The organism is Photobacterium damselae (genome assembly GCF_003026815.1).
Classification (GTDB): domain Bacteria; phylum Pseudomonadota; class Gammaproteobacteria; order Enterobacterales; family Vibrionaceae; genus Photobacterium; species Photobacterium damselae.
Genome location: NZ_PYOG01000021.1, coordinates 26,014 through 51,814, shown reverse-complemented (window position 1 = coordinate 51,814; position 25,801 = coordinate 26,014). Strand labels below are relative to the sequence as shown.

18 protein-coding genes and 1 riboswitch are annotated in these 25,801 nt (G+C 42.6%); of the genes, 14 read left to right on the top strand and 4 right to left on the bottom strand.

Features of this window, described 5'->3' with window-relative positions; all coding sequences use genetic code 11:
* Positions 1 to 323: 323 nt before the first annotated feature.
* Positions 324 to 2,141, bottom strand: a complete 1,818-nt coding sequence (locus CTN07_RS16100; RefSeq protein ID WP_036764455.1) for an AMP-dependent synthetase/ligase — start codon at positions 2,139 to 2,141, stop codon at positions 324 to 326.
* 395 nt (positions 2,142 to 2,536) lie between these two features.
* Positions 2,537 to 3,493, bottom strand: coding sequence for a transcriptional regulator LeuO (leuO, locus tag CTN07_RS16095; RefSeq protein WP_036764457.1), 957 nt, complete (start codon positions 3,491 to 3,493; stop codon positions 2,537 to 2,539).
* Between the two features lie 845 nt (positions 3,494 to 4,338).
* Here leuO and leuA point away from each other — a divergent pair.
* The 8 genes from leuA to thiQ all read left to right on the top strand — a co-directional run bounded on the left by leuA (position 4,339) and on the right by thiQ (position 13,527).
* The gene (gene leuA / locus CTN07_RS16090) at positions 4,339 to 5,880 is read left to right on the top strand and encodes a 2-isopropylmalate synthase (RefSeq protein WP_005301429.1); all 1,542 of its coding nucleotides are present in this window, start codon (positions 4,339 to 4,341) and stop codon (positions 5,878 to 5,880) included.
* 27 nt (positions 5,881 to 5,907) lie between these two features.
* Positions 5,908 to 6,999: a 3-isopropylmalate dehydrogenase gene (gene leuB / locus CTN07_RS16085; protein ID WP_005301430.1), complete on the top strand. Its 1,092-nt coding sequence runs from the start codon at positions 5,908 to 5,910 to the stop codon at positions 6,997 to 6,999.
* Positions 7,000 to 7,032: 33 nt separating this feature from the next.
* Positions 7,033 to 8,457 (top strand): 3-isopropylmalate dehydratase large subunit, encoded by a 1,425-nt coding sequence (leuC, locus tag CTN07_RS16080; protein WP_005301431.1) that lies wholly within the window; start codon positions 7,033 to 7,035, stop codon positions 8,455 to 8,457.
* A complete protein-coding gene (leuD, locus tag CTN07_RS16075) occupies positions 8,457 to 9,059 on the top strand; it encodes a 3-isopropylmalate dehydratase small subunit (RefSeq protein ID WP_005301433.1) in 603 nt (200 codons plus the stop codon). The genes leuC and leuD overlap by 1 nt, the downstream gene beginning before the upstream one ends.
* Before the next feature lie 61 nt (positions 9,060 to 9,120).
* The gene (locus CTN07_RS16070; protein WP_005301434.1) at positions 9,121 to 9,921 is read left to right on the top strand and encodes a DUF547 domain-containing protein; all 801 of its coding nucleotides are present in this window, start codon (positions 9,121 to 9,123) and stop codon (positions 9,919 to 9,921) included.
* Between the two features lie 58 nt (positions 9,922 to 9,979).
* Positions 9,980 to 10,078: riboswitch (TPP riboswitch) on the top strand.
* 94 nt (positions 10,079 to 10,172) lie between these two features.
* Positions 10,173 to 11,162 (top strand): thiamine ABC transporter substrate binding subunit, encoded by a 990-nt coding sequence (thiB, locus tag CTN07_RS16065; protein WP_005301435.1) that lies wholly within the window; start codon positions 10,173 to 10,175, stop codon positions 11,160 to 11,162.
* Between the two features lie 12 nt (positions 11,163 to 11,174).
* A complete protein-coding gene (thiP, locus tag CTN07_RS16060) occupies positions 11,175 to 12,830 on the top strand; it encodes a thiamine/thiamine pyrophosphate ABC transporter permease (RefSeq protein WP_080551756.1) in 1,656 nt (551 codons plus the stop codon).
* A complete protein-coding gene (gene thiQ / locus CTN07_RS16055; protein WP_005301437.1) occupies positions 12,823 to 13,527 on the top strand; it encodes a thiamine ABC transporter ATP-binding protein in 705 nt (234 codons plus the stop codon). The genes thiP and thiQ overlap by 8 nt, the downstream gene beginning before the upstream one ends.
* 89 nt (positions 13,528 to 13,616) lie before the next feature.
* Here the strand turns inward: thiQ and CTN07_RS16050 are convergent, their stop codons facing one another.
* Positions 13,617 to 14,993, bottom strand: coding sequence for a PhoH family protein (locus CTN07_RS16050; protein ID WP_005301438.1), 1,377 nt, complete (start codon positions 14,991 to 14,993; stop codon positions 13,617 to 13,619).
* Between the two features lie 334 nt (positions 14,994 to 15,327).
* Between CTN07_RS16050 and rapA the strand changes: the two genes are divergently transcribed.
* On the top strand, positions 15,328 to 18,246 hold the full coding sequence (rapA, locus tag CTN07_RS16045) for an RNA polymerase-associated protein RapA (protein WP_005301439.1): 2,919 nt from the start codon (positions 15,328 to 15,330) through the stop codon (positions 18,244 to 18,246).
* A 210-nt stretch (positions 18,247 to 18,456) separates the two neighbouring features.
* Entirely contained in the window at positions 18,457 to 19,152 is a 696-nt protein-coding gene (rluA, locus tag CTN07_RS16040) for a bifunctional tRNA pseudouridine(32) synthase/23S rRNA pseudouridine(746) synthase RluA (RefSeq protein ID WP_080551757.1), read from the top strand.
* A gap of 74 nt (positions 19,153 to 19,226) precedes the next feature.
* On the opposite strand, the gene djlA is transcribed toward rluA, so the two are convergent.
* Positions 19,227 to 20,066, bottom strand: a complete 840-nt coding sequence (gene djlA, locus CTN07_RS16035; protein WP_036764460.1) for a co-chaperone DjlA — start codon at positions 20,064 to 20,066, stop codon at positions 19,227 to 19,229.
* 172 nt (positions 20,067 to 20,238) lie between these two features.
* On the opposite strand from djlA, the gene lptD reads away from it, so the two are divergent.
* The 4 genes from lptD to rsmA are packed head-to-tail and all read left to right on the top strand — an operon-like array spanning position 20,239 to position 25,734.
* Entirely contained in the window at positions 20,239 to 22,587 is a 2,349-nt protein-coding gene (gene lptD, locus CTN07_RS16030; RefSeq protein ID WP_005301443.1) for an LPS assembly protein LptD, read from the top strand.
* 51 nt (positions 22,588 to 22,638) lie between these two features.
* The gene (gene surA / locus CTN07_RS16025; RefSeq protein WP_036764462.1) at positions 22,639 to 23,943 is read left to right on the top strand and encodes a peptidylprolyl isomerase SurA; all 1,305 of its coding nucleotides are present in this window, start codon (positions 22,639 to 22,641) and stop codon (positions 23,941 to 23,943) included.
* A complete protein-coding gene (gene pdxA / locus CTN07_RS16020) occupies positions 23,936 to 24,925 on the top strand; it encodes a 4-hydroxythreonine-4-phosphate dehydrogenase PdxA (protein ID WP_005301445.1) in 990 nt (329 codons plus the stop codon). The genes surA and pdxA overlap by 8 nt, the downstream gene beginning before the upstream one ends.
* A complete protein-coding gene (gene rsmA, locus CTN07_RS16015; protein ID WP_005301446.1) occupies positions 24,922 to 25,734 on the top strand; it encodes a 16S rRNA (adenine(1518)-N(6)/adenine(1519)-N(6))-dimethyltransferase RsmA in 813 nt (270 codons plus the stop codon). The genes pdxA and rsmA overlap by 4 nt, the downstream gene beginning before the upstream one ends.
* Positions 25,735 to 25,801: the final 67 nt, after the last annotated feature.

Sequence of the window (25,801 nt, the reverse complement as noted above, 5' to 3'; positions counted from 1 at the left end):
TTCGCCATCCAAACAGGAGAGTTAAACTCAAAGAACAAAGCTATACAGGTCGATAACATAGTTAGGGCTTATTTTTAGCCTAAAGATAAATGCTATGTTCATTAGTTGCAGTCATAACTGAACTAATGGCCTTTGGAAACTTTAACGTTTTTTCAACTAAAAGATCCATAGCGTAACATGAGTTAACACAAATATTCTTTGGTTAAACAATATACAGATAAAAAATGTGGGGATATTGCAGATATAACGAGAAGATCAGCCAATGGATACAGATCGGAGGATATAAAAAACTAAAGGGATCTCGATGAGATCCCTTTGGAGTATTAATCGTGAGAGGCTTTTTTGTGACTCTCTTCGTACATACGCTCAATTTCTTGATGGTAGCGATCTTGAATTACTTTACGACGCAGTTTTTGCGTTGGAGTTAGCTCACCATGATCCATAGAGAATGCTTTTGGTAACAAGGTAAATTTCTTCACTTGTTCAAAACGCGCTAAATCTTTTTGTAGATCAGCCACTCGCTTTTCAATCAATTCCACGATTTGGCTATTTTTTACCAACTCTAAACGGTCTTGATATTTTATGTTTAGCTCGCGTGCGTGTTCTTCTAATGTTTCAAAGCATGGCACAATCAGAGCGGATACAAACTTGCGAGTATCGGCAACAACTGCAATTTGCTCAATAAAGTGATCTTTACCAATCGCCCCTTCAATAACCTGTGGTGCGATATATTTACCACCAGATGTTTTCATCAACTCTTTGATACGATCAGTAATAAACAAATTACCTTGTTCATCAAAATGACCCGCATCGCCAGTTTTTAAGAAGCCATCTTCAGTGAAGTTATTCGCGGTCTCTTCAGGCATTTTATAATAGCCGCGCATCACCATTGGACCACGAACTAAAATCTCATTATCATCACCAATCTTCACTTCAGCACCCGGCATTGGCATACCGATCGAATCAGGATTGAAACACTTATCATCCCAACACGATACCGTCGCCGTCGTTTCTGTCATGCCATAACCTAATTTGACATTGATACCAATTGCGTGGAAGAAACGACCGATAGTAGCATCAAGCTTAGCACCGCCTGCTGGCATAAATTTAATATTGCCACCTAATACTTCACGTAATTTAGACAACACCATTTTATCAGCTAATGCATGGCTCTTACGCAGCAACCATGATGGCTCAGTACAATTTTGACGAGCAACTGCCATTCGAGCGCCCATATTCACAGCCCAAGTAAAGATTAACTTACGGTGAAATGGTGCTTTAGAAACTTTGTCATGTACGGCTGAATAAATTTTCTCGTAAACACGAGGAACCGCCGACATATAGTTTGGTTTTACCTCAACCAAAGCTTCACGAACTTTATTGGTATCAGAAAGGTAGCAGTTAACCACTCCGCGATGGAACACATAAAAAGTCCATGCACGCTCAAACACATGAGAAAGTGGTAAGAAACACAGGGATGAATCGCCTTCATCTAATGCTAAACGCTGATCATGAGCCTCTATCTGAGAAGCAATATTCGAGTAATCTAGCATAACCCCTTTTGGCGTACCTGTTGTACCAGAGGTATAAATCAGAGTCAGTAGGTCATCCATCGCAAGAGCAGATAGACGATTTTGTAACTCAGCTTCAACTGTATCATCTCGCTGTGCGACAAAATCTGCAAAAGAGAAAACCTTCTCATGCTCTGGCAGCTCAATGTCGTCACTCATCGCAACAACATATTCCAGCTGAGGGCATTGCTCAATCAGCTCCATTGCTGCATTCATCTGAGGTTGTTCACCTACAAATAAAATACGAGCATCCGAGTCATTTAAGATATAAGCCGATTGTTGAGCCGTATTGGTTGGATAGATAGGAACCGTAACACAGCGGTTATATAAAGTCGCAAAATCGGCGATTGTCCAACGAGGCATATTGTTGGAAAAGATTGCCACTTTATCTTGAATATTTAAGCCTTTGGTTAGCATTGCCTGTGCTAACTGATGAATTTGCTCACCAAATGACTGCCAAGTTGTATCTTGCCACTCCCCATCAACTTGATGACGTAGAGCAACACGATCACTTAGACGCTCAATTTGAGTACGAATGCGATGAACAATATGAAATTCGTGTTGTGCCATAGTAACTCTAATTATTTGAGCTTACACCTGTAAGCTTATTATGGAAGTGCAGTCTACAGTCGAGCATTAAAAAAGCCAACCATAATCCATGATAAAATCATGGTATTGTAAGTATGATCCCACTCTAACGTTTTGACTGTACAAGCTTAATACGAGTAATTAACTATTCTTATATAAGTGTAAACAACTGTAAGAAACTTGCTTATGCACCTTAATTCAACTGATTGCACACTATAGCAACGCTGTTTGGTCAAAAAATCAAGCTCCAATCTCATCTGTTAGATAACAAAATAGACAGAGACTCGGTACAATCACACTAATATGCAACCATTTACTGTAATTAGACACTAAAAAGCCGACAAAATGCCGGCTTAGAATAAAATTCTAGAATCATCTTATAGACGATTATCACCACAAATTTGCAGTAGCTGATCACGCATCCAAAGGTGACCTTTATCTTTTTGCGAAGACTCGTGCCAGCTTAAATAGCCACAAGCAATATTATTAGCAAACGGAAGCGGTAATACTTTTAGGCCCAAATTGCTTGCTGTCGTTTCAACTAACCAACGCGGGGCAACCGTAACCAATTCAGATTGAGCAACAACATATAAGATATTACTCAAACTTGCGCCTTGATACGCTTCAACAATGCCAGCTTGTGCGTTGTAAATATGATCAGCAAAATTACCGCTATTAGGTAGAGATTTCAAAACTGCATGTGCTTCAGAAACAAATTCAGATTCTGAGATCTGCGCACCAATGCGAGGGTGATGTTTGGCAGCGACAACAACTAACTCATCACGGAACAGTTCTGTACTGCAAAAGCCAGGTTCTTCAAAACGAGCATAATCGATCACAAAATCCACTTCTTGATAATGCATTTTCTGATTTAGACCATCACACAACTCAGCATCCAATTGTAACGTTACATTAGGTGCTAGCTGGGCAATATTGCGAAGAATACGTGGCGCAAAACGCATATCCGATGGACTACCGATCGCTAACTTAAAAGTACGAGACGATGTTTCTGGTGCAAAAATTGATGATGGCAGCTCATTTTTTACTAATTGTAGAGCTTGACGCATCGGACCAAATAGTTGTTTAGCGCGTTGTGTCGGCTGAATACCACGACCATGACGGATAAAAAGTTCATCGTTAAACATCACTTTCAGACGAGCCACAGCATTACTTACTGCAGGCTGAGACATGCCCAAGTTATGAGCCGCTCGAGTAATGTTCTGCTCTTGCATAACAGCATCGAACACTGTTAACAAATTCAGATCAACACTACGTAAACTCGATTCCATCTTAAAACTATCGATTGGATGAATAGCTGAACTTCTACGTGTCATATTTAGCCTCTACCTGTTCTACTGTTAAGTGCCTCATCCTTGGGCATAAAAATGTATAATATTTATTTCAATTCAAATGATTTACCTCGCAATCCCCTTGCGAGCCATATCAGTATGCAGATAGAGATTGATGAAACCAATAGACCCAAATACGAATTCATAACCAAGAAAAAATCATAAGGACTTTTCAACGAAATAAAATATATTTTTCAATCGATTAACCAATATATAAAAAAACAAAAAAGATCTGAAAATAAGGTAAATATTCAGAAATTCGTCAGATATTTGTCACTTTTATCTCTATTTTATTATTTAAAATAGATGCACACGCACATCGAATTCATCATTTAAATATAATTAGCCTGCTAAATGCTTTTCAAATTCTAATGCTAAATAAGCAATAAACAGCAAGGGATGAAATTGCAGAGAATAAAAGAAAAAATCGTTCAATATAAGATCGTACTTTATCTCATTCTTAGAGGATATTTGATAAAACCGAAATGTTATAAATAGTTAAAAAAACCATTGTAATTTTAATTTACAGCTCTTACTCCTGTAGCTTAGCTAACTTCAAAACAGCACTCAAAAAATAAACACTTGACGCAACACTTGAGCATTTGATATTCATTTGTACTACTAAGTAAATCAATTTTTATGGTTAAGTTAAATGAAAACAGTTTTCACTCTCCTCTTAAGCCTCCTCCTTATCGCATTACCATTGCGCGGGTAGCTTATGAGCAGAAGAAAGCCTTAACCAAAACTTTCAACCCGTGCACCGAAGCGCGGGTTTTTTATATCTATCTCAGCGCAAGGAATGCGGCTTTTTGTAGCAAAAGGATGTAACTATGAATGATCAAGTCATTATCTTTGATACCACTCTAAGAGATGGCGAGCAGGCTCTATCAGCCAGTCTTACTGTCAAAGAAAAACTACAAATAGCTTTTGCTCTTGAGCGTCTTGGAGTGGATGTCATTGAAGCTGGATTTCCGGTGTCTTCTCCTGGCGATTTTGATTCAGTTAGAACCATTGCCGAAAACATAAAACAAAGCCGTATTTGTGCATTATCACGAGCAGTCGCTAAAGATATTGATGTGGCGGCGGAATCACTAAAAGTGGCTGAAGCCTTTCGAATCCACACCTTTATCTCAACATCAACCATCCATGTTCAAGATAAGCTACGCCGTAGTTATGATGACGTGATTGAAATGGGTGTTGCGGCAGTAAAACGAGCCCGTAACTATACCGATGATGTGGAGTTTTCTTGTGAAGATGCAGGTAGAACCCCAATCGATAATCTATGCAAAATGGTCGAAGCTGCAATTTGCGCGGGAGCTCGCACCATTAATATTCCAGATACCGTTGGTTACACCCTACCTAGTGAATTTGGTTCCATCATTGAACATCTATTTAACCGAGTCCCTAATATCGATAAAGCGATTATTTCCGTTCACTGTCATGATGATTTAGGCATGTCGGTTGCAAACTCAATGGCGGCTGTACAAGCTGGGGCGCGACAGGTGGAGTGTACAATTAATGGTATTGGAGAGCGTGCGGGTAACTGCTCACTCGAAGAAATAGCCATGATCATTAAAACTCGCTCCGATCTACTTGGCGTTCAGACCCAGATTAACCATGAAGAGATCTATCGCACCAGTAAAATGGTGAGCCAGCTGTGTAATATGCCGGTTCAAGCCAATAAAGCTATTGTTGGTACTAATGCTTTTAGCCACTCATCAGGGATTCATCAAGATGGCATGCTAAAAAATAAAAACACCTATGAGATCATGACCCCTGAATCGATAGGACTTAAAAATCAAAGCCTAAATCTAACCAGCCGTTCAGGGCGAGCTGCGGTTAAAAGTCATATGGATCAACTGGGCTACAGCGAACAAGAATACAATCTAGATACCTTATACCAAGACTTTCTAAAGCTAGCCGATCGCAAAGGGCAAGTCTTCGATTATGACTTAGAAGCTCTAGTTCACTTTGCAAATGTGCGTGAAGAAGACGATTACTACAAACTAAATTATCTCAGTGTTCAGTCTGGTAGTGTCATGGCGACCACCAGTATCAAACTGCAATGTGGCGAAACAGAAAAATGTGAAGCCGCCGTGGGGAATGGACCGGTCGATGCTCTTTATCAATGCATTTATCGCTTAACAGGTTATGAGATTGTACTGGATAAATTTGATCTTACCGCCAAAGGGGAAGGCGAAGATGGCCTCGGACAAGCCGATATCATTGCGAACTATCAAGGTCGAAAATATCACGGTACAGGCCTTGCTACCGACATTGTTGAAGCCTCAGGTCAAGCGCTACTGCACGTAATCAATAGTATTCATCGCGCCAACCAAATCGCAGAAATTAAGCGCAGTGCTCACGCATAAGCCAATTATTTTTAAGGAGAGAAAATTATGGCACCACAATATCGAATCGCAGTCCTGCCCGGTGATGGCATTGGTCCTGAAGTGATGGAACAGGCACTAAAAGTCTTAGCTGCGATACAACAACGATTTGGTTTTACCCTAAGTTGTGAGCAATATGATGTGGGAGGGGTTGCCATTGATCATCACGGCACCCCACTTCCAGAGAGCACTCTTACAGGATGCCAAAACGCAGACGCCATTTTATTTGGCTCCGTAGGCGGGCCGAAATGGGAACACCTTCCTCCTAATGAACAACCTGAGCGTGGTGCCCTACTTCCTTTGCGCAAACACTTTGAGCTGTTTTGTAATCTTCGCCCAGCCCAAATTCATTCAGGTCTTGAGGCTTTATCACCTTTAAGAGCCGATATATCAGCTCAAGGCTTTGACATTGTGGTGGTACGAGAACTGACAGGTGGTATTTATTTTGGTCAACCAAAAGGTCGAGAAGGTGAAGGCGCGATGGAAAAAGCGTTTGATACCGAAATCTACCACCGTTATGAAATAGAACGAATTGCTCGTATTGCCTTTGAATCGGCGAACTTAAGACAACAAAAGGTCTGCTCAATTGATAAAGCCAATGTGCTGCAAAGCTCGATTCTATGGCGACAAGTTGTAGAAGAAGTACACAAAGACTATCCCCATATCGAACTAAGCCATATGTATATTGATAATGCGACCATGCAGCTGATCAAAAATCCGGCCCAATTTGATGTCATGCTGTGCTCAAACATCTTTGGCGATATTTTATCGGATGAGTGCGCCATGATCACAGGCTCAATGGGCATGCTGCCATCGGCCAGTTTAAACCAAAAACAGTTTGGACTGTATGAACCTGCAGGTGGATCTGCACCCGATATTGCAGGAAAAAATATTGCCAATCCAGTGGCTCAAATTCTCTCTGCAGCCTTGATGCTACGCTACAGCTTAGGTGAAGAAGAAGCGGCTCGCGCCATTGAATGTGCTGTTGCTCAGGCTTTGGAAGCGGGCGAAGTTACCGCTGATCTTGCTCGTGAGCAGAGCGCATTATCCACCAACGAAATGGGCGACCGAATTGCTCATTATGTTAGTGCTCAATCATAAAAATCACAGGCAGACAAAAATAAGGAAGTGAGCATGTCTAAAACCTTATATGACAAGATTTATGATGCCCATGTGGCAGTTGCAGCAGCAGGTGAAACTCCCATTCTGTATATCGACCGCCATTTGGTCCATGAAGTTACTTCACCACAAGCATTTGATGGCCTACGCGCTAAAGGACGTTCAGTACGCCAAGTAAATAAAACGTTCGCCACAATGGATCATAACGTTTCAACTCAAACTAAAGATATTCAAGCCTCAGGAGAGATGGCTCGAATTCAAATGGAAACACTGGCAAAAAATTGTGCTGAATTTGGGGTGACCCTATATGATATTAATCATAAATATCAGGGTATCGTCCATGTTATGGGGCCTGAATTGGGCATTACTCTCCCAGGAATGACCATAGTATGTGGGGACTCACATACAGCAACCCATGGTGCATTTGGCGCACTCGCCTTTGGTATTGGTACCTCAGAAGTTGAGCATGTCCTTGCCACTCAAACGCTAAAGCAAGCGAAAGCTAAGACCATGAAAATTGAGGTCATAGGTAAAGTCGCACCAGGTGTCACAGCAAAAGATATTGTGCTAGCGATCATCGGCAAAACCACAGCGGCAGGCGGAACCGGTTATGTGGTGGAGTTTTGTGGCGAAGCCATTACCGACCTTTCAATGGAAGGACGCATGACTGTGTGTAATATGGCAATTGAATTAGGTGCAAAAGCAGGATTAATTGCTCCCGATGAGACCACTTTTGCTTATATTAAAGACCGCAAATTTGCGCCAAAAGATGAACAGCTAGAGCAAGCTATTCGCTATTGGTCAACCTTAACCAGTGATCCAGATGCCCAATTTGATGCGGTTGTGACACTAAACGGTGCCGATATTAAACCGCAAGTGACATGGGGAACTAACCCAGGTCAAGTCATTGCTATTGATGAGCCAATTCCTGATCCCGCATTAATTCGCGATCCCATTGAGCAAGCATCAGCGATTAAGGCGCTTAATTATATGGGACTTACGCCCGGTCAAGCCCTTAGCGATATCACAATTGATAAAGTCTTTATTGGTTCTTGTACAAACTCACGGATTGAAGATATTCGAGCAGCCGCGGCTATTGCTAAAGGCCGTCATGTTGCCTCCCATGTTCAAGCTCTCGTTGTACCAGGTTCTGAACAAGTTAAAGCACAAGCAGAGCAAGAAGGCTTAGATAAAATCTTAATCAGTGCCGGGTTTGAGTGGCGCTTACCGGGTTGCTCTATGTGTTTAGCGATGAATAACGACCGTTTAGGCCCAAAAGAGCGCTGTGCGTCAACCAGTAACCGTAATTTTGAAGGTCGCCAAGGCCGAGAAGGTAGAACTCACTTAGTTAGCCCTGCAATGGCCGCAGCAGCAGCCTGTACCGGGCATTTTGTCGATATTCGTACCCTTGAGGCCCAACCAACAGAAGGAGTTTGCTAATGGCTGGATTTCAACAACATACAGGCATCGTCGTTGCTTTAGATGCGGCCAATGTCGATACCGATGCCATCATTCCAAAACAGTTTTTACAAAAAGTAACCCGAACTGGATTTGGACAGCATCTCTTTCATGACTGGCGTTTTTTGGATGATGATGGTCAAGTCCCCAACCCCGACTTTGTCCTGAATTTTCCGCGCTATCAAGGTGCAAGCATTTTATTAGCACGAGAAAACTTTGGTTGTGGGTCCTCTCGTGAACATGCACCTTGGGCTCTGGATGATTATGGTATTAAAGTGATTATAGCGCCAAGCTTTGCTGATATTTTTTATGGCAATACTATTAATAATCAAATGGTTCCAGTACGCTTAACCGAGCAACAAGTCGATGAACTCTTTAATTTTGTGCATCACAATGAAGGCGCTACCATTACCGTCGATTTACAAAATCAACAAGTCAGTGCCAACGGCCAAACCTATCCTTTTGAGATTGATGAGTTTCGTCGTTACTGCTTACTTAACGGCTTAGACAATATTGGACTTACCTTACAGCATGAAGCGAAAATTAGTGAATTTGAGCAACAGATTCCATCATTTTTGGTTTAACTGAAAGGATCTTATTCAAGCTAAGGTCGTATACTAAAATAACGGTTTATTGGAGTTTACTATGCGATCTTGGCTTATTATATTTACCCTTATCAGCGCCTGTTTCAGTTCTGGGATTTGGGCCGCACCTAAAGCGCAATTGTGGCCATACTGGCAAACCAATAATGCCACTAGCCAGCAGACTATAGACCATCAAGTCTGGCAACAATTGCTAACACGATATGTAACGGTAACACCTCATCAAACCTATTTTAATTACCGTCTTGTCACGCAACAAAGCCGCCAACAACTGCAACAATATATTCAAGGATTAACAGCAATCGATCCTCGGAAACTAAACCGTAACGAACAATTTGCCTACTGGGTTAATCTCTATAATGCGGCAACGGTTGATCTCATCTTACAAAACTATCCTATAGCTTCTATTACCAAATTAGGTGGGCTATTTAGTTTTGGTCTATGGGATGAAAAATTGTTAACCATAAATGGTAGGTCATTGACGTTAAATGATATCGAACATCGAATTTTGCGCCCTATCTGGCAAGATAAACGCATTCATTATGTTGTCAATTGTGCCAGTTTAGGCTGCCCTGATTTAATGCCAACCGCACTTACAGCAAGCAACAGTCAAACCCTACTGGATCAAGCGGCAACTCGGTTTATTAATAGCACCAAAGGTGTCGATGTCATTAATGCTAACAACAACCAAATTCAACTCTCATCGATTTATGATTGGTACAGCAGTGATTTTGGCTCGCAATCTGAGCTCAATGCTCATATTAACCATTATCGCAAACAGCCTGTGAGTTTAGATAAGGTGCGTTTTGACTATAACTGGCAATTAAATGAATTAAAGCGCTAGCAAATCTAAAGCTTAGATAAAATCACTAGCCTGTCACAAACCACCGTTTTACAATATGGCTGTTCTCATGGGGTGCCTTTGGCTGAGATTGAGTAATCAGAACCCATCGAACCTGAACCAGATCATGCTGGCGTAGGAATTGAGAAGCCCCTCTAGTTAAGTATTACTCTTATCATGCTTAAGCTAGCTTCCCAACCTGTGCCGCTCTCATTTTTACTGTCACTGCAGGATGCCTGACACAGGAGCGCATAGTGAAAAAAATACTCCCTCTATTGGGACTGACGTTATTATCGGCATCGGTAATGGCTCAGGATAAACCCACATTAACCGTCTACACTTACAGCTCATTTGCCGCGGACTGGGGGCCAGGACCTAAGGTCAAACGCGCTTTTGAACAAGAGTGTGGCTGTAATCTTAATTTCGTTGCTTTAGATGACGGTGTATCCATCTTAAATCGCGTGCGCTTAGAAGGTAGCCGAACCAAGGCTGATGTCTTATTGGGTTTAGATAACAACCTAATTGAAGAAGCAAAAAAAACCGGTCTTTTAGCACCAAGTGGCGTAGATACTAGCAAAGTTAATATCCCTAATGGCTGGCATGACCCTATTTTTGTTCCTTACGATTACGGTTATTTTGCCTTTGTCTATAACAGTAATAAGCTAAAACAGGTACCAAGCAGCTTAGATCAATTGATTCATGATCAATCTATCAGTGTAATCTACCAAGATCCTCGCACCTCAACACCAGGGCAAGGCTTAATGCTGTGGATCAAATCTGTCTATGGCGATAAAGCACCTCAAGCATGGCAAGCTCTTGCAAAGCATACGGTTACTGTGACTAAAGGTTGGTCGGAAGCTTATAATATGTTTTTACAAGGTGAAGCGGATATGGTGCTCTCTTATACCACCTCTCCGGCCTACCATATTATTGAAGAAAACAAGCAGCAATACCGAGCCGCAGACTTTAAAGAAGGCCACTATATGCAGGTCGAGGTCGCCGCTAAATTAAAAAACAGCACTCATCCCAAGTTGGCCGATGAATTTATGCAGTTTATCTTAACTAAGCCTTTTCAATCTTTAATGGCAACGGGAAACTGGATGTATCCTGTGATTTCAGAACCACTACCAAAGGGATTTGATCAGTTAACCATTCCAACCAAAGCACTGGAATTCAGCCCAGAAAAGATAGCTCAAGAGCGTCGTAGTTGGATTCGTGAATGGCAACAAGCACTAACCCAATAATTGGTTTCTCAATTGAATAGTTCGCGTTTTTCTTCTACAACTTGGCCCGGAGTTATCAGCTCTGGGCTTATTATGGCCGTTGTAATGGGGGCCTTATTCGCTCTCATCTCACAAGCTAAAGATCTCTCTATTACGGTTATTTGGACCGATCCTTATTTACGTCATGTTACTGCCTTTAGCTTTAAACAAGCTCTGTACTCAACATTACTCAGTGTGATCCCTGCGATTGCGATTGCGTATGCTTTTTCTCGTCGCCAATTTATCGGGCGAGCCTTAGTGCTAAAACTGTTCGCCATGACTTTGGTATTGCCAGTATTGATTGCCGTATTTGGTCTACTTGCGATATATGGTAAAGGGGGGATCATATCTCAATGGATGCAACACTTTGGACTGCCTGCTCCTAATATTTATGGTTTGAGTGGGATCTTACTGGCCCATGTATTTCTAAATTTGCCCCTATCTGTACGCTTGTTATTACAGAGTTTAGAAAGTATTCCAATTGAGCACCACCAGCTTGCAGCCCATCTTGGTATTACAGGGTGGAGCAAATTTCGTTTTGTTGCTTGGCCTCGACTAAAGCAGCAACTTCCCCATGTTGTAGGTTTAGTCTTTATGCTTTGCTTTACCAGCTTTGCCGTTATCATGTCTCTGGGGGGCGGTCCTAAAGCAACCACGATTGAGCTGGCTATCTATCAAGCGCTTCGTTATGACTTTGATTTAGCTACCGGTGCAATTTTAGCACTATGGCAAATTGTTCTTTGCTCTGGTTTAGTACTTCTGAGTCATTATTTTAGCCAGCCGATTGCAATTGAAAGTGGCCAAAATAAAGTACAGCCTCAATTTGAAAATGGCACCTTGGCAAAATGGTGGGATGGATTGTGGATTGGCGCCTCTTTACTGCTGGTGATACCACCTTTTGTTGCCGTCATTGTGGCAGGGCTTAATCACGAGTTTTGGCACTTACTGCAACAAGCTGAACTTTGGCAGGCAATCAAAAATTCTTTAACCATTGCCAGTTGTGCCAGTGTGATCGCTTTCGTATTCGCTGTTGCCATTATCCTAACGAGCCGTTACTGGCGTCTTAGCTCCCGTTTATGGTCTGCCAATACAATTGAAATGCTTGGAACCATTATCTTACTCACTCCGGGATTAGTGCTCAGTACGGGTATTTTCTTATTATTGCGTAACTATACCGATGCCTATGGCGCCGCATTTTGGGTTGTCACCTTGGTCAATGCTTTGATGGCTCTACCCTATATTATCAAGACGTTAAGCCAACCAATGCTGCATGTTGCCCAACAATATAATCAATTATGTTGCAGTTTAAATATGAGTGGCCTCTCGCGTCTCTACTGGGTTGAATGGCGATTACTTCGTTATCCAATAGCCCAAGCGGTCGCAATTAGCTTTGTGCTATCTTTGGGCGATCTTGGCGCTATTTCTCTATTTGGCAGTCAAGATTTTCAAACACTGCCCTTGTACTTATTCCAGCTCATGGGCAGTTACCAGATGGCAGCAGCTAGTGTCGCGGCACTTATTCTTTTGCTATTAAGCTTTGGGGTTTTTAGCATCATCGAAGGCATATTAAAACCCAATCATAACGCCATAAACACCACAACAACCGCCTCTCATAAGGTAGGATCAACCAAAGGATCATCTCATGCTTAAATTAGAGCAAGTTCGTTATCATTACGAAAACGGTGAAACGATGATGTTCAATCTACAGGCTCAAGACGGTGAGATTGTGGCTATTTTGGGCCCCAGTGGTGCTGGTAAAAGTACTCTTATGGCCCTAATCAGTGGTTTTTTAACCCCACAAAGCGGCCAGATAATGTTTAATGGACAAGTGCTCAATCAACTTAAACCAGCCCAACGACCACTTTCCATTTTGTTTCAAGAACACAATTTGTTTCCACATTTAACCGTATTTGCCAATATCGGATTAGGTCTTAATGGTAAGTTGCACCTCTCTGATGCCCAGCGAGATACTATTACTCAAGTGGCCGCTCAAGTAGGCCTTGACTCTTTCTTGGACCGACTCCCGCCATCACTTTCAGGCGGCCAAAAACAGCGAGTAGCCTTAGCTCGATGTTTAGCTCGACAACGTCCTTTATTGTTGCTTGATGAACCCTTTTCGGCTTTAGATCCGATATTGCGCCAAGAGATGCTCAATCAAGTGAAACAGCTCGCTAAAGAGCAGCATATTACGGTGTTAATGATCACCCACAATCCAGATGATGCATTACTAATCAGTGATAAATGTGCTTTTGTCTCAGGAGGTGAAGTAGTGGAATTTGGTTCGACTCAAGCGCTTTTTCACGCCCCCGCTCATCCAGAACTACAGCGCTACCTTGGGCTTGATTAATGTCCGGTGCCATATCCTTCGGCTTATAGTAAAAACCAAAAAATAGAGGGGAACTCAAAGCCCCTCTTTATCATAACAAACAATAAATACTACAGGTTTTCTTCAGCAAATTCGGCCAAGCGACTACGCACAACGCCATTGAGGTAAATATTGGCACTTCCTTCAAAATTCTTAAAACGCTCAACAATATAGGTTAAGCCAGAAGTAACTGGTGAGAGGTAATTGGAGTCAATTTGCGCAAGGTTACCCGAGCAGACAATTTTGGTTCCCTCGCCACAACGAGTAATAATGGTTTTAATTTGGGAAGCGGTTAAATTCTGGCACTCATCTAACAACACAAACGCATTTTGAATGGAGCGCCCACGCATAAAGTTAATTGATTTAAATTGAATATTGGCTTTATCAAAAATGTATTTCATTGAGCCATCGGTACATACATCATGCTTATGCAAAGCTTCCAAAGTATCGGTTACCGCACCAAGCCATGGCAACATTTTCTCTTCTTCACTGCCGGGTAAAAAACCAATTGATTCGGCAATTTCAGGGGTATTTCGTGTCACCAGTATCTTATCGTACATCCCTTTTTCAATAACTTGCTCAAGAGCCGCCGCCATGGCCAAAATGGTTTTACCACACCCAGCAGGTCCTGTGAGTATTACCAGATCAATCTTAGGATCTAACATGGCATCAAGCGCCATCGCCTGATAGATATTTTTAGGTGAAATACCCCACGCTTGTCGATGCATCAAACGTTCAAACCCTAGATCTTTTACTGTAATAGTTTCAGCATCAATCTCTTGGATTCGAGCAGCAAAATCTTGCGACTCATCAATGAGGTATTGGTTTGGATAGGGATTTTCAAACAAATGTTTAGGTAACGTGTGACAGGTACTCATACCGCGTTTTTCAGAATCACATTGCGCAACACCCGCCCAAAAAGAACCGTCAAAGCGATGAAAGCCTTTACTTAATAAAGCGACATCATCAATAAGCTGATCGGTTCGGTAATCATCAACAAAATAGACCCCCGCTCCTTTGGCCCGCAACCGCATATTGATGTCTTTAGTCACCAAGACCACATCACGAGGGGCAAACTTCTGCTGCAAAAATAACACGCTATTTAAGATACGGTTATCCCCCATCTTGTCACTAAAAGCATGTACCGTTTCTTTGACTTCATAGTCAGCAAAAATAGCAATAGTGCCACCAGTCTCGTTCTGAGATTGCAGCGGAACACCCGCAGAGATTTGTTCAGGGGTTGCATCATGAAAGATATCTTCTAAAGCTCGAATAGCCACTCGAGCATCACGAGAGACATCGCGTTTAGAATCTTTAATCCGATCGAGCTCTTCAAGCACTGTCATCGGAACAATCACATCGTGTTCTTGAAATGAGTAAATAGCGAGAGGTTCATGTAACAGTATATTGGTATCTAAAACAAAGAGTTTCCTTGTGCTGCCATCCATATAGCCTCCTTGATAGCTGCAGAACTCAATTTATGTCCTGCAATTGTTGTTCCTTTTTGATTGAACTCCTTAATTATTAATGCCGTTGTAATATGACGCGGGTATGACAAAGGGTAGATTCTTCTAAGAGGCCAAGATGCTTTGCGATATCACTAAAAAAGCTGACTTACATCGTGATCTTGAGTCCATCATGCAGTAACATAACTTCCCTTTTTCGTGGCATACCAAATTCTCAATTTTGGCTTACACTTACTTTTCAGTGTAGACCATAAATATTGGAATGCTACACCAAACAATTTCCTTGATATCAAACAATTAGAAGGTTTTTACCACTATGCCATTTGCTTTGGGTCAACGTTGGATCAGTGATACTGAGAGTGATTTAGGTCTGGGTACCGTTGTGGCGCTGGATGCGCGTACCGTGACTTTGATGTTTTCTGCCTCTGAAGAGAACCGTCTGTATGCACGCAATGATGCTCCTGTTACCCGTGTAATGTTTAATGTTGGTGATGTGGTTGAAAGCCATGAAGGCTGGACCCTCAAAGTCGAAAACATCGTTGAAGAGAAAGGCGTATTAACTTACGTCGGAACCCGTACTGATACTCAAGAAGAAGATGTTGCGTTACGTGAACTATTCTTGAATCATCAAATTCGCTTCAACAAGCCTCAAGATAAGCTTTTTGCAGGCCAAATCGATCGTATGGATCGTTTCGCTCTGCGTTATCGAGCATTGAAAAACCAGTACGAACAGCATAAGAGCCCATTACGTGGTCTATGCGGTATGCGTGCAGGTTTGATCCCTCATCAGCTCTATATTGCTCATGAAGTCGGTCGTCGTTATGCCCCTCGCGTTTTACTTGCCGATGAAGTAGGTCTAGGTAAAACCATTGAAGCGGGTATGATCATCCACCAGCAAGTGTTATCTGGTCGTGCCGAACGTATCTTAATTTTGGTACCAGAAACTCTTCAGCATCAATGGCTGGTTGAGATGATGCGCCGTTTTAACCTGCACTTCTCTATTTTTGATGAAGAGCGCTGTGTTGAAGCCTATGCTGATGCAGCTAACCCATTTGATACCGCGCAATATGTGCTTTGTTCATTAGACTTCTTACGTAAGAGTCGTCGCCGTTTTGAACAAGCTCTTGAAGCCGATTGGGATCTCTTAGTTGTCGATGAGGCTCATCACCTAGAGTGGAGTGAAGACAAGCCAAGTCGCCAATATCAAGTGGTTGAAGAAATTGCAGAAAAAACCCCAAGTGTGCTTCTGCTAACCGCAACACCAGAACAACTTGGCCGCGAAAGTCACTTTGCCCGTTTGCGTCTACTCGATCCAGATCGCTTCTATGACTACCAAGAGTTTGTCGAAGAAGAACGTAAATATGAGCCCGTTGCTGATGCGGTTTCTCGCTTATTATCAGGTGAAACATTAACTGAGCAAGAGAAAGAAACCTTAGCACAACTTCTACCTGAGCAAGATATCGCGCCAACCCTAGCGTTTATCGAATCATCTAGCTTAGATAATGGTGAAGCAATTGCTGCCCGTAATGAGTTAATTGCCAACTTAATGGATCGCCATGGTACAGGTCGTGTTCTATTTCGTAACACTCGTGCAGCCATCAAAGGTTTCCCACAGCGTCACTTAAACATGTATCCACTTGCTATGCCGACTCAATACCAAACGGCAATGCGTGTTGCAAGCATGATGGGCGGTCGAATGAGCCCTGAGCAAAAAGTGATGAAGCTCCTGTATCCTGAAGATATCTATCAAGAATTTGAAGGTGATACAGCCACATGGTGGAACTTTGATCCTCGTGTAACTTGGTTAATTGAGCACTTAAAAGCTAACCGTGGTGAAAAAGTTTTAGTGATCTGTTCTCGAGCTCAAACAGCCCTGACACTAGAGCAAGCCCTGCGCGAACGTGAAGGTATTCGAGCATCAGTGTTCCATGAAGGGATGTCGATCATTGAGCGTGATAAAGCAGCGGCTTACTTTGCGCAAGATGAAGAAGGCGCTCAGGTACTATTGTGTTCAGAGATCGGTTCTGAAGGTCGTAACTTCCAGTTCTCTAATCAATTGGTGATGTTCGATCTACCAAATAACCCTGACTTGCTGGAACAGCGTATTGGTCGTCTTGATCGTATTGGTCAAAAACGCGATATAGAAATTCATGTTCCACATCTAGAAGGCACCTCTCAAGCGCTTCTGGCTCGTTGGTATAACGAAGGTCTTAATGCTTTTGAAGAGACTTGCCCAACCGGTCGTGCGGTATATGATGCTCATCAAGATGCTTTATTAGCGCTTCTTGCAAGTGAAAAGCACGATGAAGCAGAACTTGAAAATCTGATCACCAGCAGTGCCGCTATGCACAATGAGCTAAAAGCTAAGCTGGAGCAAGGCCGTGACCGTTTATTGGAAATGCATTCTAATGGCGGTGAAGCAGCACACGCTTTAGTTGATGAGATTTCAGCAAAAGATGGCGATACCAACCTAGTTACCTTTGCGCTTGGTCTATTTGACACCATAGGTTTAAACCAAGACGATCGTGGTGAAAATGCTATTGTGGTTACTCCGTCTGAGCACATGATGGTATCGAGCTACCCAGGTCTTCCATACGACGGTTGTACGATCACCTTTGATCGTGACACGGCACTTTCTCGTGAAGATATGCACTTTATCAGTTGGGAGCACCCAATGATCCAAGGTGGTATCGATCTACTATTAACAGAGGGGGTGGGTACAACTGCGGTTTCTTTACTGAAGAACAAAGCATTGCCAGTTGGTACCCTTCTGCTTGAATTGGTTTATGTGGTAGATGCCCAAGCACCAAAGCAGTCAGGTATTGGTCGCTTCTTACCAAAAACACCAATTCGTATCTTACTTGATAGTAAAGGCAACAACCTTGCAGCTAATGTTGAGTTTGAAAGCTTTAACCGCCAACTAAGCCCAGTTAACCGCCATCTAGGTAGCAAACTGGTTAATTCAGTACAAAAAGACATTCACGTACTAATTGAGCATGCTGAACGTGCAATTGAAACTGAGCTAGACCAAGTTCGCCAGCAAGCACAAGCGGAAATGGAAGCAACACTACAAGCGGAGTTTAATCGCCTGCAAGTGCTAAAAGCCGTTAACCCAAATATTCGTGATGACGAGTTAGAACTGCTGCAAACGCAGATTCAAGAGCTAACAAATTACATCGGTAAAGCGCAAATCCAGTTAGATTCACTGCGCTTAATCGTCGTTAGTCATAACTGATCTGAGCGTATTAGCTCAAGCAAGATAAGCTCTTAACTTGAGAATAAAATATGTATATCAAGCCGCTATTTTACTAGCGGCTTTTTTTTCGTTATCTCCAACCAAGGTGCAGGTTTTCTTGGGTTGGATTTCAATTACTCTTGGTATTCACGATAATTCGTATTAGGATCCCCAACCTTTATGATTTACCGTATTCACTTCGAGTCAGCCATGAAACCGTTACCTTTGTTGGATTACAATCCGCCTCAAGATCCTTGGTTAGATGTCCTTCATCTAGATCGCGATATTATTGCGGTAAATAAACCGTCAGGCCTTCTCTCTGTCCCTGGCCGCGATCCGGCTCACTATGACAGTATCTACTCACGCGTATTACGTGATCATCCAAAATCACAGATTGTGCATCGCCTAGATATGACCACCTCTGGATTGATTGTACTGGCGATTAATAAAAACGCGGAGCGCCATCTCAAAGCCCAGTTTCGAGAGCGTCAAACTCATAAGGTTTACTATGCTCGGGTTTGGGGTCATCTAGAACAACAACACGGTTCGGTAGACTTACCTTTAATTTGTGACTGGCCAAATCGCCCAAAACAAAAGGTGTGTTACGAAGAAGGGAAGCCATCACTGACTCATTATGAAGTGGTGCGCTATGAAGAAAATGCCACTTTAGTACGTTTACTCCCAGTGACAGGTCGCTCCCATCAACTGCGTGTACACATGATGGCGATTGGACATCCGATTTTAGGCGACCGTTTCTACGCTCACGATGAAGCTCGTGAAATGGCACCTCGTCTGCAGTTACATGCAGCAGAACTGACCTTTGCTCACCCTTATACAGAAGAGCCAATGCATATCTTTGCACCATGCGACTTTTATCCTGATGCACCAACGCGCACTTTAGATTAATCGCACATAAAAAAGCGAGCCAGATATTCAGTCTTAGTCGACCAAAATCTGACTCGCTTTTATTTTAAGATGCTTTATTTAAAGCCTTTCTCTTTACGGATTAAATCATAAGCCGCTTGCAACTCTTGTGCTTTTTGCTTAGCGATCTCCATCATCTCAGGAGGTAAGCCTTTTGCAGCCAGTTTATCGGGATGGTGCTCACTCATCAGCTTACGATAAGCTCGCTTCACCTCTTGTGCAGATGCGCTTTCATCAACACCCAATACATTGTACGCATCGGCTAGTTGATCGCGAGTTGGGGCTTGTTGAAAGCCACCAGCATTTTGATACTGCTGATTAAAGCCACCTTGTTGAAAACGAAATGCTGCTTCTTGCATACGCAATGTTTGCTCTAGCTGCGCTTCAGAAAAGCCCAAGTGACGCGCAATAACATGCAGCATTTGACGCTCATTCGGGTGAATCGAACCATCAGCAAAGGCTGCAGCAATTTGTAGTTCAAGGAAAAAGCGAGAAAGATCCGCACGTCGCGCTTGGCGTACTTTTAATAGTGTTTCTTCCAGTGGAAACTGCTCATTTTTACCTTGGCGAAAAGCATCTTGGGCACGGCGGCGAGCTTCACCTTGTAGTCCCATACGATCCATAATAGCACTGGCTACCCGAATCTCTTGTTCAGTCACTCGGCCTTTAGATTTTGCCAAGTGTCCCATAACTGAGAAGCACGCATCAAAAAAAGCGGCCTGTCGATCCGCATTTGACATACGCTCACCAAACCCAGCGAAACTCCCCATCTGACGGGCGTAGGCTTTATCAAATTGATGACCAATAAAAAGGCCAATAAAAAGTCCAGGGAGTTTAAATACGGCCAAACCGAGCAATGCGCCGATGATTTTTCCCCAAATACCTGCTGTTTGCATTCTATACTCTCTGGTAATTTGCTAAATTTATTCAATGTTTACCCGACTCTTTGGCGAGAAAGGATGCCGTCGAGTTGAATTTGCTTTATGATAGCTGTCATTTATCGGGAATGCTTGTAAAAAGCGCCACCAATTTTACGCGCAACGACTCTGATACAGGAATGTTTAATTAATGTCATTAACCTCCCGCAGCTTGCTTGCCACCATGATCAGTCTGGCCCTATACGGACCAGCAATGGCGAATGAACTCTCAGCGCCAAGTGACAAAGTAAAAGATGAACATACTGTCGCTCAGGCTGATGAACCGAAAGTGGTTCGCGGAGTTTGTATTGCGCCACAAGATCGCCAAGAAGACACCAATAACCTACCAGTTAAAATCACAGCTGATAGTGCCGAAGCCATTAATGAGAAAAAGATCACCTATAAGGGTGATGTCATTGTTAAGCAAGGCACTCGCACAATTGTTGCGGATCAGGCCTCATTAAAGCAACCTGAAAATGTTGTGACGGCAACAGGTGATGTGTATCTCCATGATGGTGGTATCGAGGTTGATGCTAAGCGTATCACCAGTAATCTTGATACCCAAAATTCAGAAATGGATGATGCCATCTATAATATGACCTGCCAACCAGGTCGTGGCGATGCGGCACAGATCATCAAGACCAATGTAGATGGCACCCAGTTCTATAAGATGAAAGATGGTACCTATACCACCTGCCCAGCCAAAGATAAAAGCTGGCGTTTTTCTGCTTCATCTTTAGAACGTGATGGCGAATCGCCATTTGCCGATCTTTACAATGCTCGATTTGAAGTACTCGATGTACCGGTCTTTTATTTACCGTATTTACGTGTGCCCGTTACCGATCAGCGTTTAACCGGTTTCTTATACCCATCAATTGGCTACGGTTCTCGTGATGGTTTTGAGCTAGAAACGCCATTCTACTGGAATATCGCACCGAACTACGACCTAACCTTAACGCCTAAATATATGAGTAATCGAGGACTACAACTTGATTCTCAATTCCGCTATCTAACCGAACTAGGGCAAGGTAGCTTAAAAGGCGAATATCTTAACAGCGATAAACTGTATAAAGATAAAGGTGCTCGCTGGGCATTTAACTGGGAACATAAAGGTATCTACAATCAGCATTGGTTGTTTGATATTGATTACAGTAAAGCCAGTGACTTCCAATATTTCTCTGATCTTGATTCTGATATCGGTAACCGAGAAGATAACAACCTGTTGCAAACAGCCGATGTCTCTTATCGTGATACCAATTGGGATTCCACCTTACGAGTACGAGACTTCCAGCCGTTAACCGCTGATGGTCAAGGCAATCAATATCGATTGATGCCTCAGTTCGATCTCAATTATTACCAACAAGATCTGCCATATAACTTAGAGTTTAAAGTTAATTCTAGCGTGAGCCGCTTTGATAACGACTCTAAAGCCAAACCGACTGCTGATCGTTTTTATATTGCACCAAGTCTTGTTCTGCCTTATGCAACCCCTTGGTGGACAGTAACATCAGAAGCTAAACTGATGTATACCCATTATAACCAAGATGCTCGTAACTCAGGTCTCAATGACTTAAAAGAATCGGTCGACCGTACTATTCCTGAATTTCGTATCCATAGCGGGCTATATTTTGAACGCAACACCTCCATTCTAGGAGAAGATTATGTTCAAAGTTTAGAGCCACAAATTCAGTACTTATACATCAAAGATGTCGACCAAAAAGATATCTATAACCCATTTGACTACAGTGGCGGTGGCTACGACTCTACACGTTTACAACAAGACTATTATGGCCTGTTTAGTGACCGTACCTATAGTGGTATTGACTACATAGCTCCAGCAAACCAAGTCACTATTGGTGCTTCGACTCGCTATTTTGACAGTAATTATAAGGAACGATTTACCCTATCATTAGGTCAAATCTTCTATATCAATAAACCGACAGCAGAAGGTAATCAGGATGCGCAGAGTTACTCTGCAACAGCATTAGAAACTGAGTTTAACCTTGCAGACAGTTTATTCTTGAAGAGCTCAATGCAATACGATGCCAGTGATAATGATATCCAAATGGCTAGTGGTGCTATTGAGTATCGAGCTAATGGTATGTATATCCAGCCTAACTACCGTTATGTTTCAAATACATATCTTGATAAATATGTGAAGAACCCAAATAAAGATAATGACGGTATTTCACAGATTGGTTTATCGACTGGCTTCCCACTTTACGACAATATTTACGTTAAGGCGGATTATTTCCAAGATCTTAATGTCAATAAGATGATAGAAAGCCAAGTGGGTGTAACCTATCGCTCTGCGTGTTGGATGATTGGATTGAACTATAACCGTTACGCGAAGAATTCGTTAGGTAATGACTTTACCGAATACGATAGTAACGTCAGCATTTCCTTCAGCTTGCTGGGCTTACAAGGCGTTAAACCTTTTGGCTCGACCGATGATGGTAATGCACTGTCTTACGGTAACTCGTTCTCACTAAATAATTAATATTTAAATAGCGGTTGTGATGACCGCTATTCTCATTTTGATGGAATTGACATGAAAAAGTGGAAGTCTTCCCTATTAGCTTTAGCCATTATGGGTGCCTCAGCAAGCTCATTTGCTGCGCCACAAGAGCTGAATAAAATTGTTACTACCGTAAATGACAGTGTGATTTTACAAAGTGACGTAAGCAACATGCTAAAAACGGTACATCTAAATGCAGCCGGTCACGATCAACCATTACCACCAGAAAATATTCTGCGCCAACAGGTTATGGATCAATTGATCATGGAGACGCTACAGGTTCAGCAGGCAAAGCAGATGGGTATTCGTATTGACGATAGCCAACTAGAGCAAGCGATTGGCCAAATTGCCAAAGAACGCAATATGTCGATCGATCAGCTACGCCAGCAATTAGCTCAATATGGTATTTCATTTGCTGATTTTCGTGATCAAATTCGACGAGATCTAATGGCAAGCGAAGCACGTACCGCAATTGTTCGTCGTCGTATCAATATCTTACCGCAGGAAGTTGAAAATCTAGCTCAGCAACTTGGCCAGCAGACTCAGCAAAATACTGAATACAACATCAGCCAAATTCAAATCCGTGTTGATGAAAGTGCTTCCAAAGCAGAGCGAGATGCCGCTAAAGAAGAAGCGGATAAATTAGTAAAAGATCTTAATGATGGTGCTGATTTTGCCAAATTGGCTTACACCTACTCTAAAGGCCCTAAAGCGCTAAAAGGTGGTGAATGGGGTTGGATGAGTAAAGAAGAAATGCCAACTATCTTTGCCGATCAAATCAAAAACAATGGTAAAGGCGCAATTATTGGTCCATTCCGTAGTGGTGTTGGTTACCACATCTTAAAAATTAACGATGTGAAAGGCCTACAAACCGTTTCTGTTATGGAAGTGAAAGCTCGCCACATTTTGCTTAAGCCATCTGTGATTCTAAGTGATGCAGGAGCAAAACAAGAGTTAGAGCAAGTTCGTCAAAAGATTTTGTCAGGTAAAGAGACGTTTGCTCAAGCGGCAAAAGCGATTAGCCAAGACCCAGGTTCTGCGGCTAATGGTGGTGAATTAGGTTGGCAGACACCAGATTTATATGTTCCAGCATTTAAAGATAAAGTAGAAACTTTACCAGTAGATACAATCAGTCAGCCATTTAAAACGGTACACGGTTGGCACATCGTTGAAGTAGAAGGTCGCCGCAATGTTGACCGTACCGATGCAGCACTGAAAAATCGAGCTTATCGCATTCTCTTCAACCGTAAGTTTAACGAAGAAGCACAAACTTGGCTGCAAGAGCTGCGAGCTAGTGCTTATATCGATAATTTAACAAATACAGGAAATAATGGATAAGGTTAAACGCATTGCGATAACCCCTGGAGAACCGGCAGGGATTGGGCCAGATTTAGTTCTGGCTCTAAGCCAACACAACTGGCCGCACCAACTTGTCATTTGTGCTGACGCGCAGGTTATGGTAGAACGTGCGGTTCAATTGGGAATTCAAGTTGAGATCATCCGCTATGATCAAACCCAACCAGCAGAACCTCATCGAGCAGGGACACTTGTCGTTGCTCAAATAGATACACAAGAGGCTGTCTGTGCGGGCCAGTTAAATGAAGCCAATGGTCACTATGTACTGAACACACTAGCCAGGGCGGCCCAGGGCTGCTTAAGTGGTGAGTTTTCGGCAATCGTGACAGGACCGGTACATAAAGGTGTTATTAACCGAGCCGGTGTTGCATTTAGCGGACATACTGAATTTTTTGCAGAGCAATCTAATACAGCGCAAGTTGTTATGATGTTAGCAACCGAAGGGTTACGAGTTGCGTTAGTGACAACTCACATACCTCTTTCTTGTGTTGCAAAAGCCATTACACCACAACGACTAGAGCAAGTTATTCGTATATTGCATCAAGATCTTGTTACAAAATTTGGTCTTGCTGCTCCCAAAATCTATGTATGTGGACTCAATCCGCATGCAGGCGAAGACGGTTGTTTAGGCCATGAAGAAATCGATGTGATTACTCCAACGCTCAATCGACTTCGCGAGGAAAATATCCATTTAGTAGGACCTTTACCTGCTGATACAATTTTCCAACCTAAATATTTGGCTGAGGCAGATACAGTATTAGCTATGTATCACGACCAAGGGTTACCAGTGCTCAAATTTAAAGGCTTTGGTAAGTCCGTTAACATCACGTTAGGACTACCCTTCATTCGAACCTCAGTAGATCATGGTACCGCACTGGAACTCGCAGGTACTGGACAGGCAGAGATAGGCAGCCTTTGGACGGCGCTTACTCATGCCGTAGAACTGGTAGAAAAACAAGCATGAGCAACGATGTCCATTTAGGCCACCGCGCCCGTAAGCGCTTTGGTCAAAACTTCTTAACCGACCCTTTTATTATCGACGGTATCGTATCGGCGATTAACCCAAGATCAGGTCAAAACCTAGTTGAAATCGGTCCAGGCCTTGGCGCCATCACCGAAGAAGTAGGTAAGCTAGTTGATCACTTTAATGTTATTGAACTAGACCGAGATCTTGCAGAGCGTCTACGCAATCACCCAGATCTGGGTCCAAAGCTTACCATCAATGAAGGCGATGCAATGCGCTTTGACTTCACTAAACTGATTCGTGAAGATGCTAAGCTACGTATATTTGGTAACCTGCCATACAACATTTCAACCCCACTGATGTTCCACCTGTTCACTTATCATAAAGATGTTCAGGATATGCACTTTATGCTGCAAAAAGAAGTGGTAAACCGTCTAGCGGCAGGTCCAGGTTGCAAAGCGTATGGTCGTTTAACTGTAATGGCACAATACTACTGTAAAGTCATGCCAGTACTGGAAGTTCCACCTGAATCTTTCGTACCAGCACCTAAAGTAGATTCTGCTGTTGTACGTCTAACACCGTATGAGACACTGCCTTTCCCATGTACCAATCTAAAATGGTTGGATCGCGTCTGTCGTGAAGGCTTTAACCAGCGTCGTAAAACCGTTCGTAACTGCTTTAAAGCTCTTATGACCGCAGAGCAGATCGAAGCATTAGGGGTTAACCCAAGCGATCGTCCCGAAAATATTTCAGTCGAAAAATTTGTGGCGCTGGCTAACTGGCTGGATGCAAATTACCAAGCCGAGTAATTGCAACTGAGCTAATATCATCCCCTTTCGCTTTTTGAGCAAAGGGGATTTTTTTATCAAATAAACA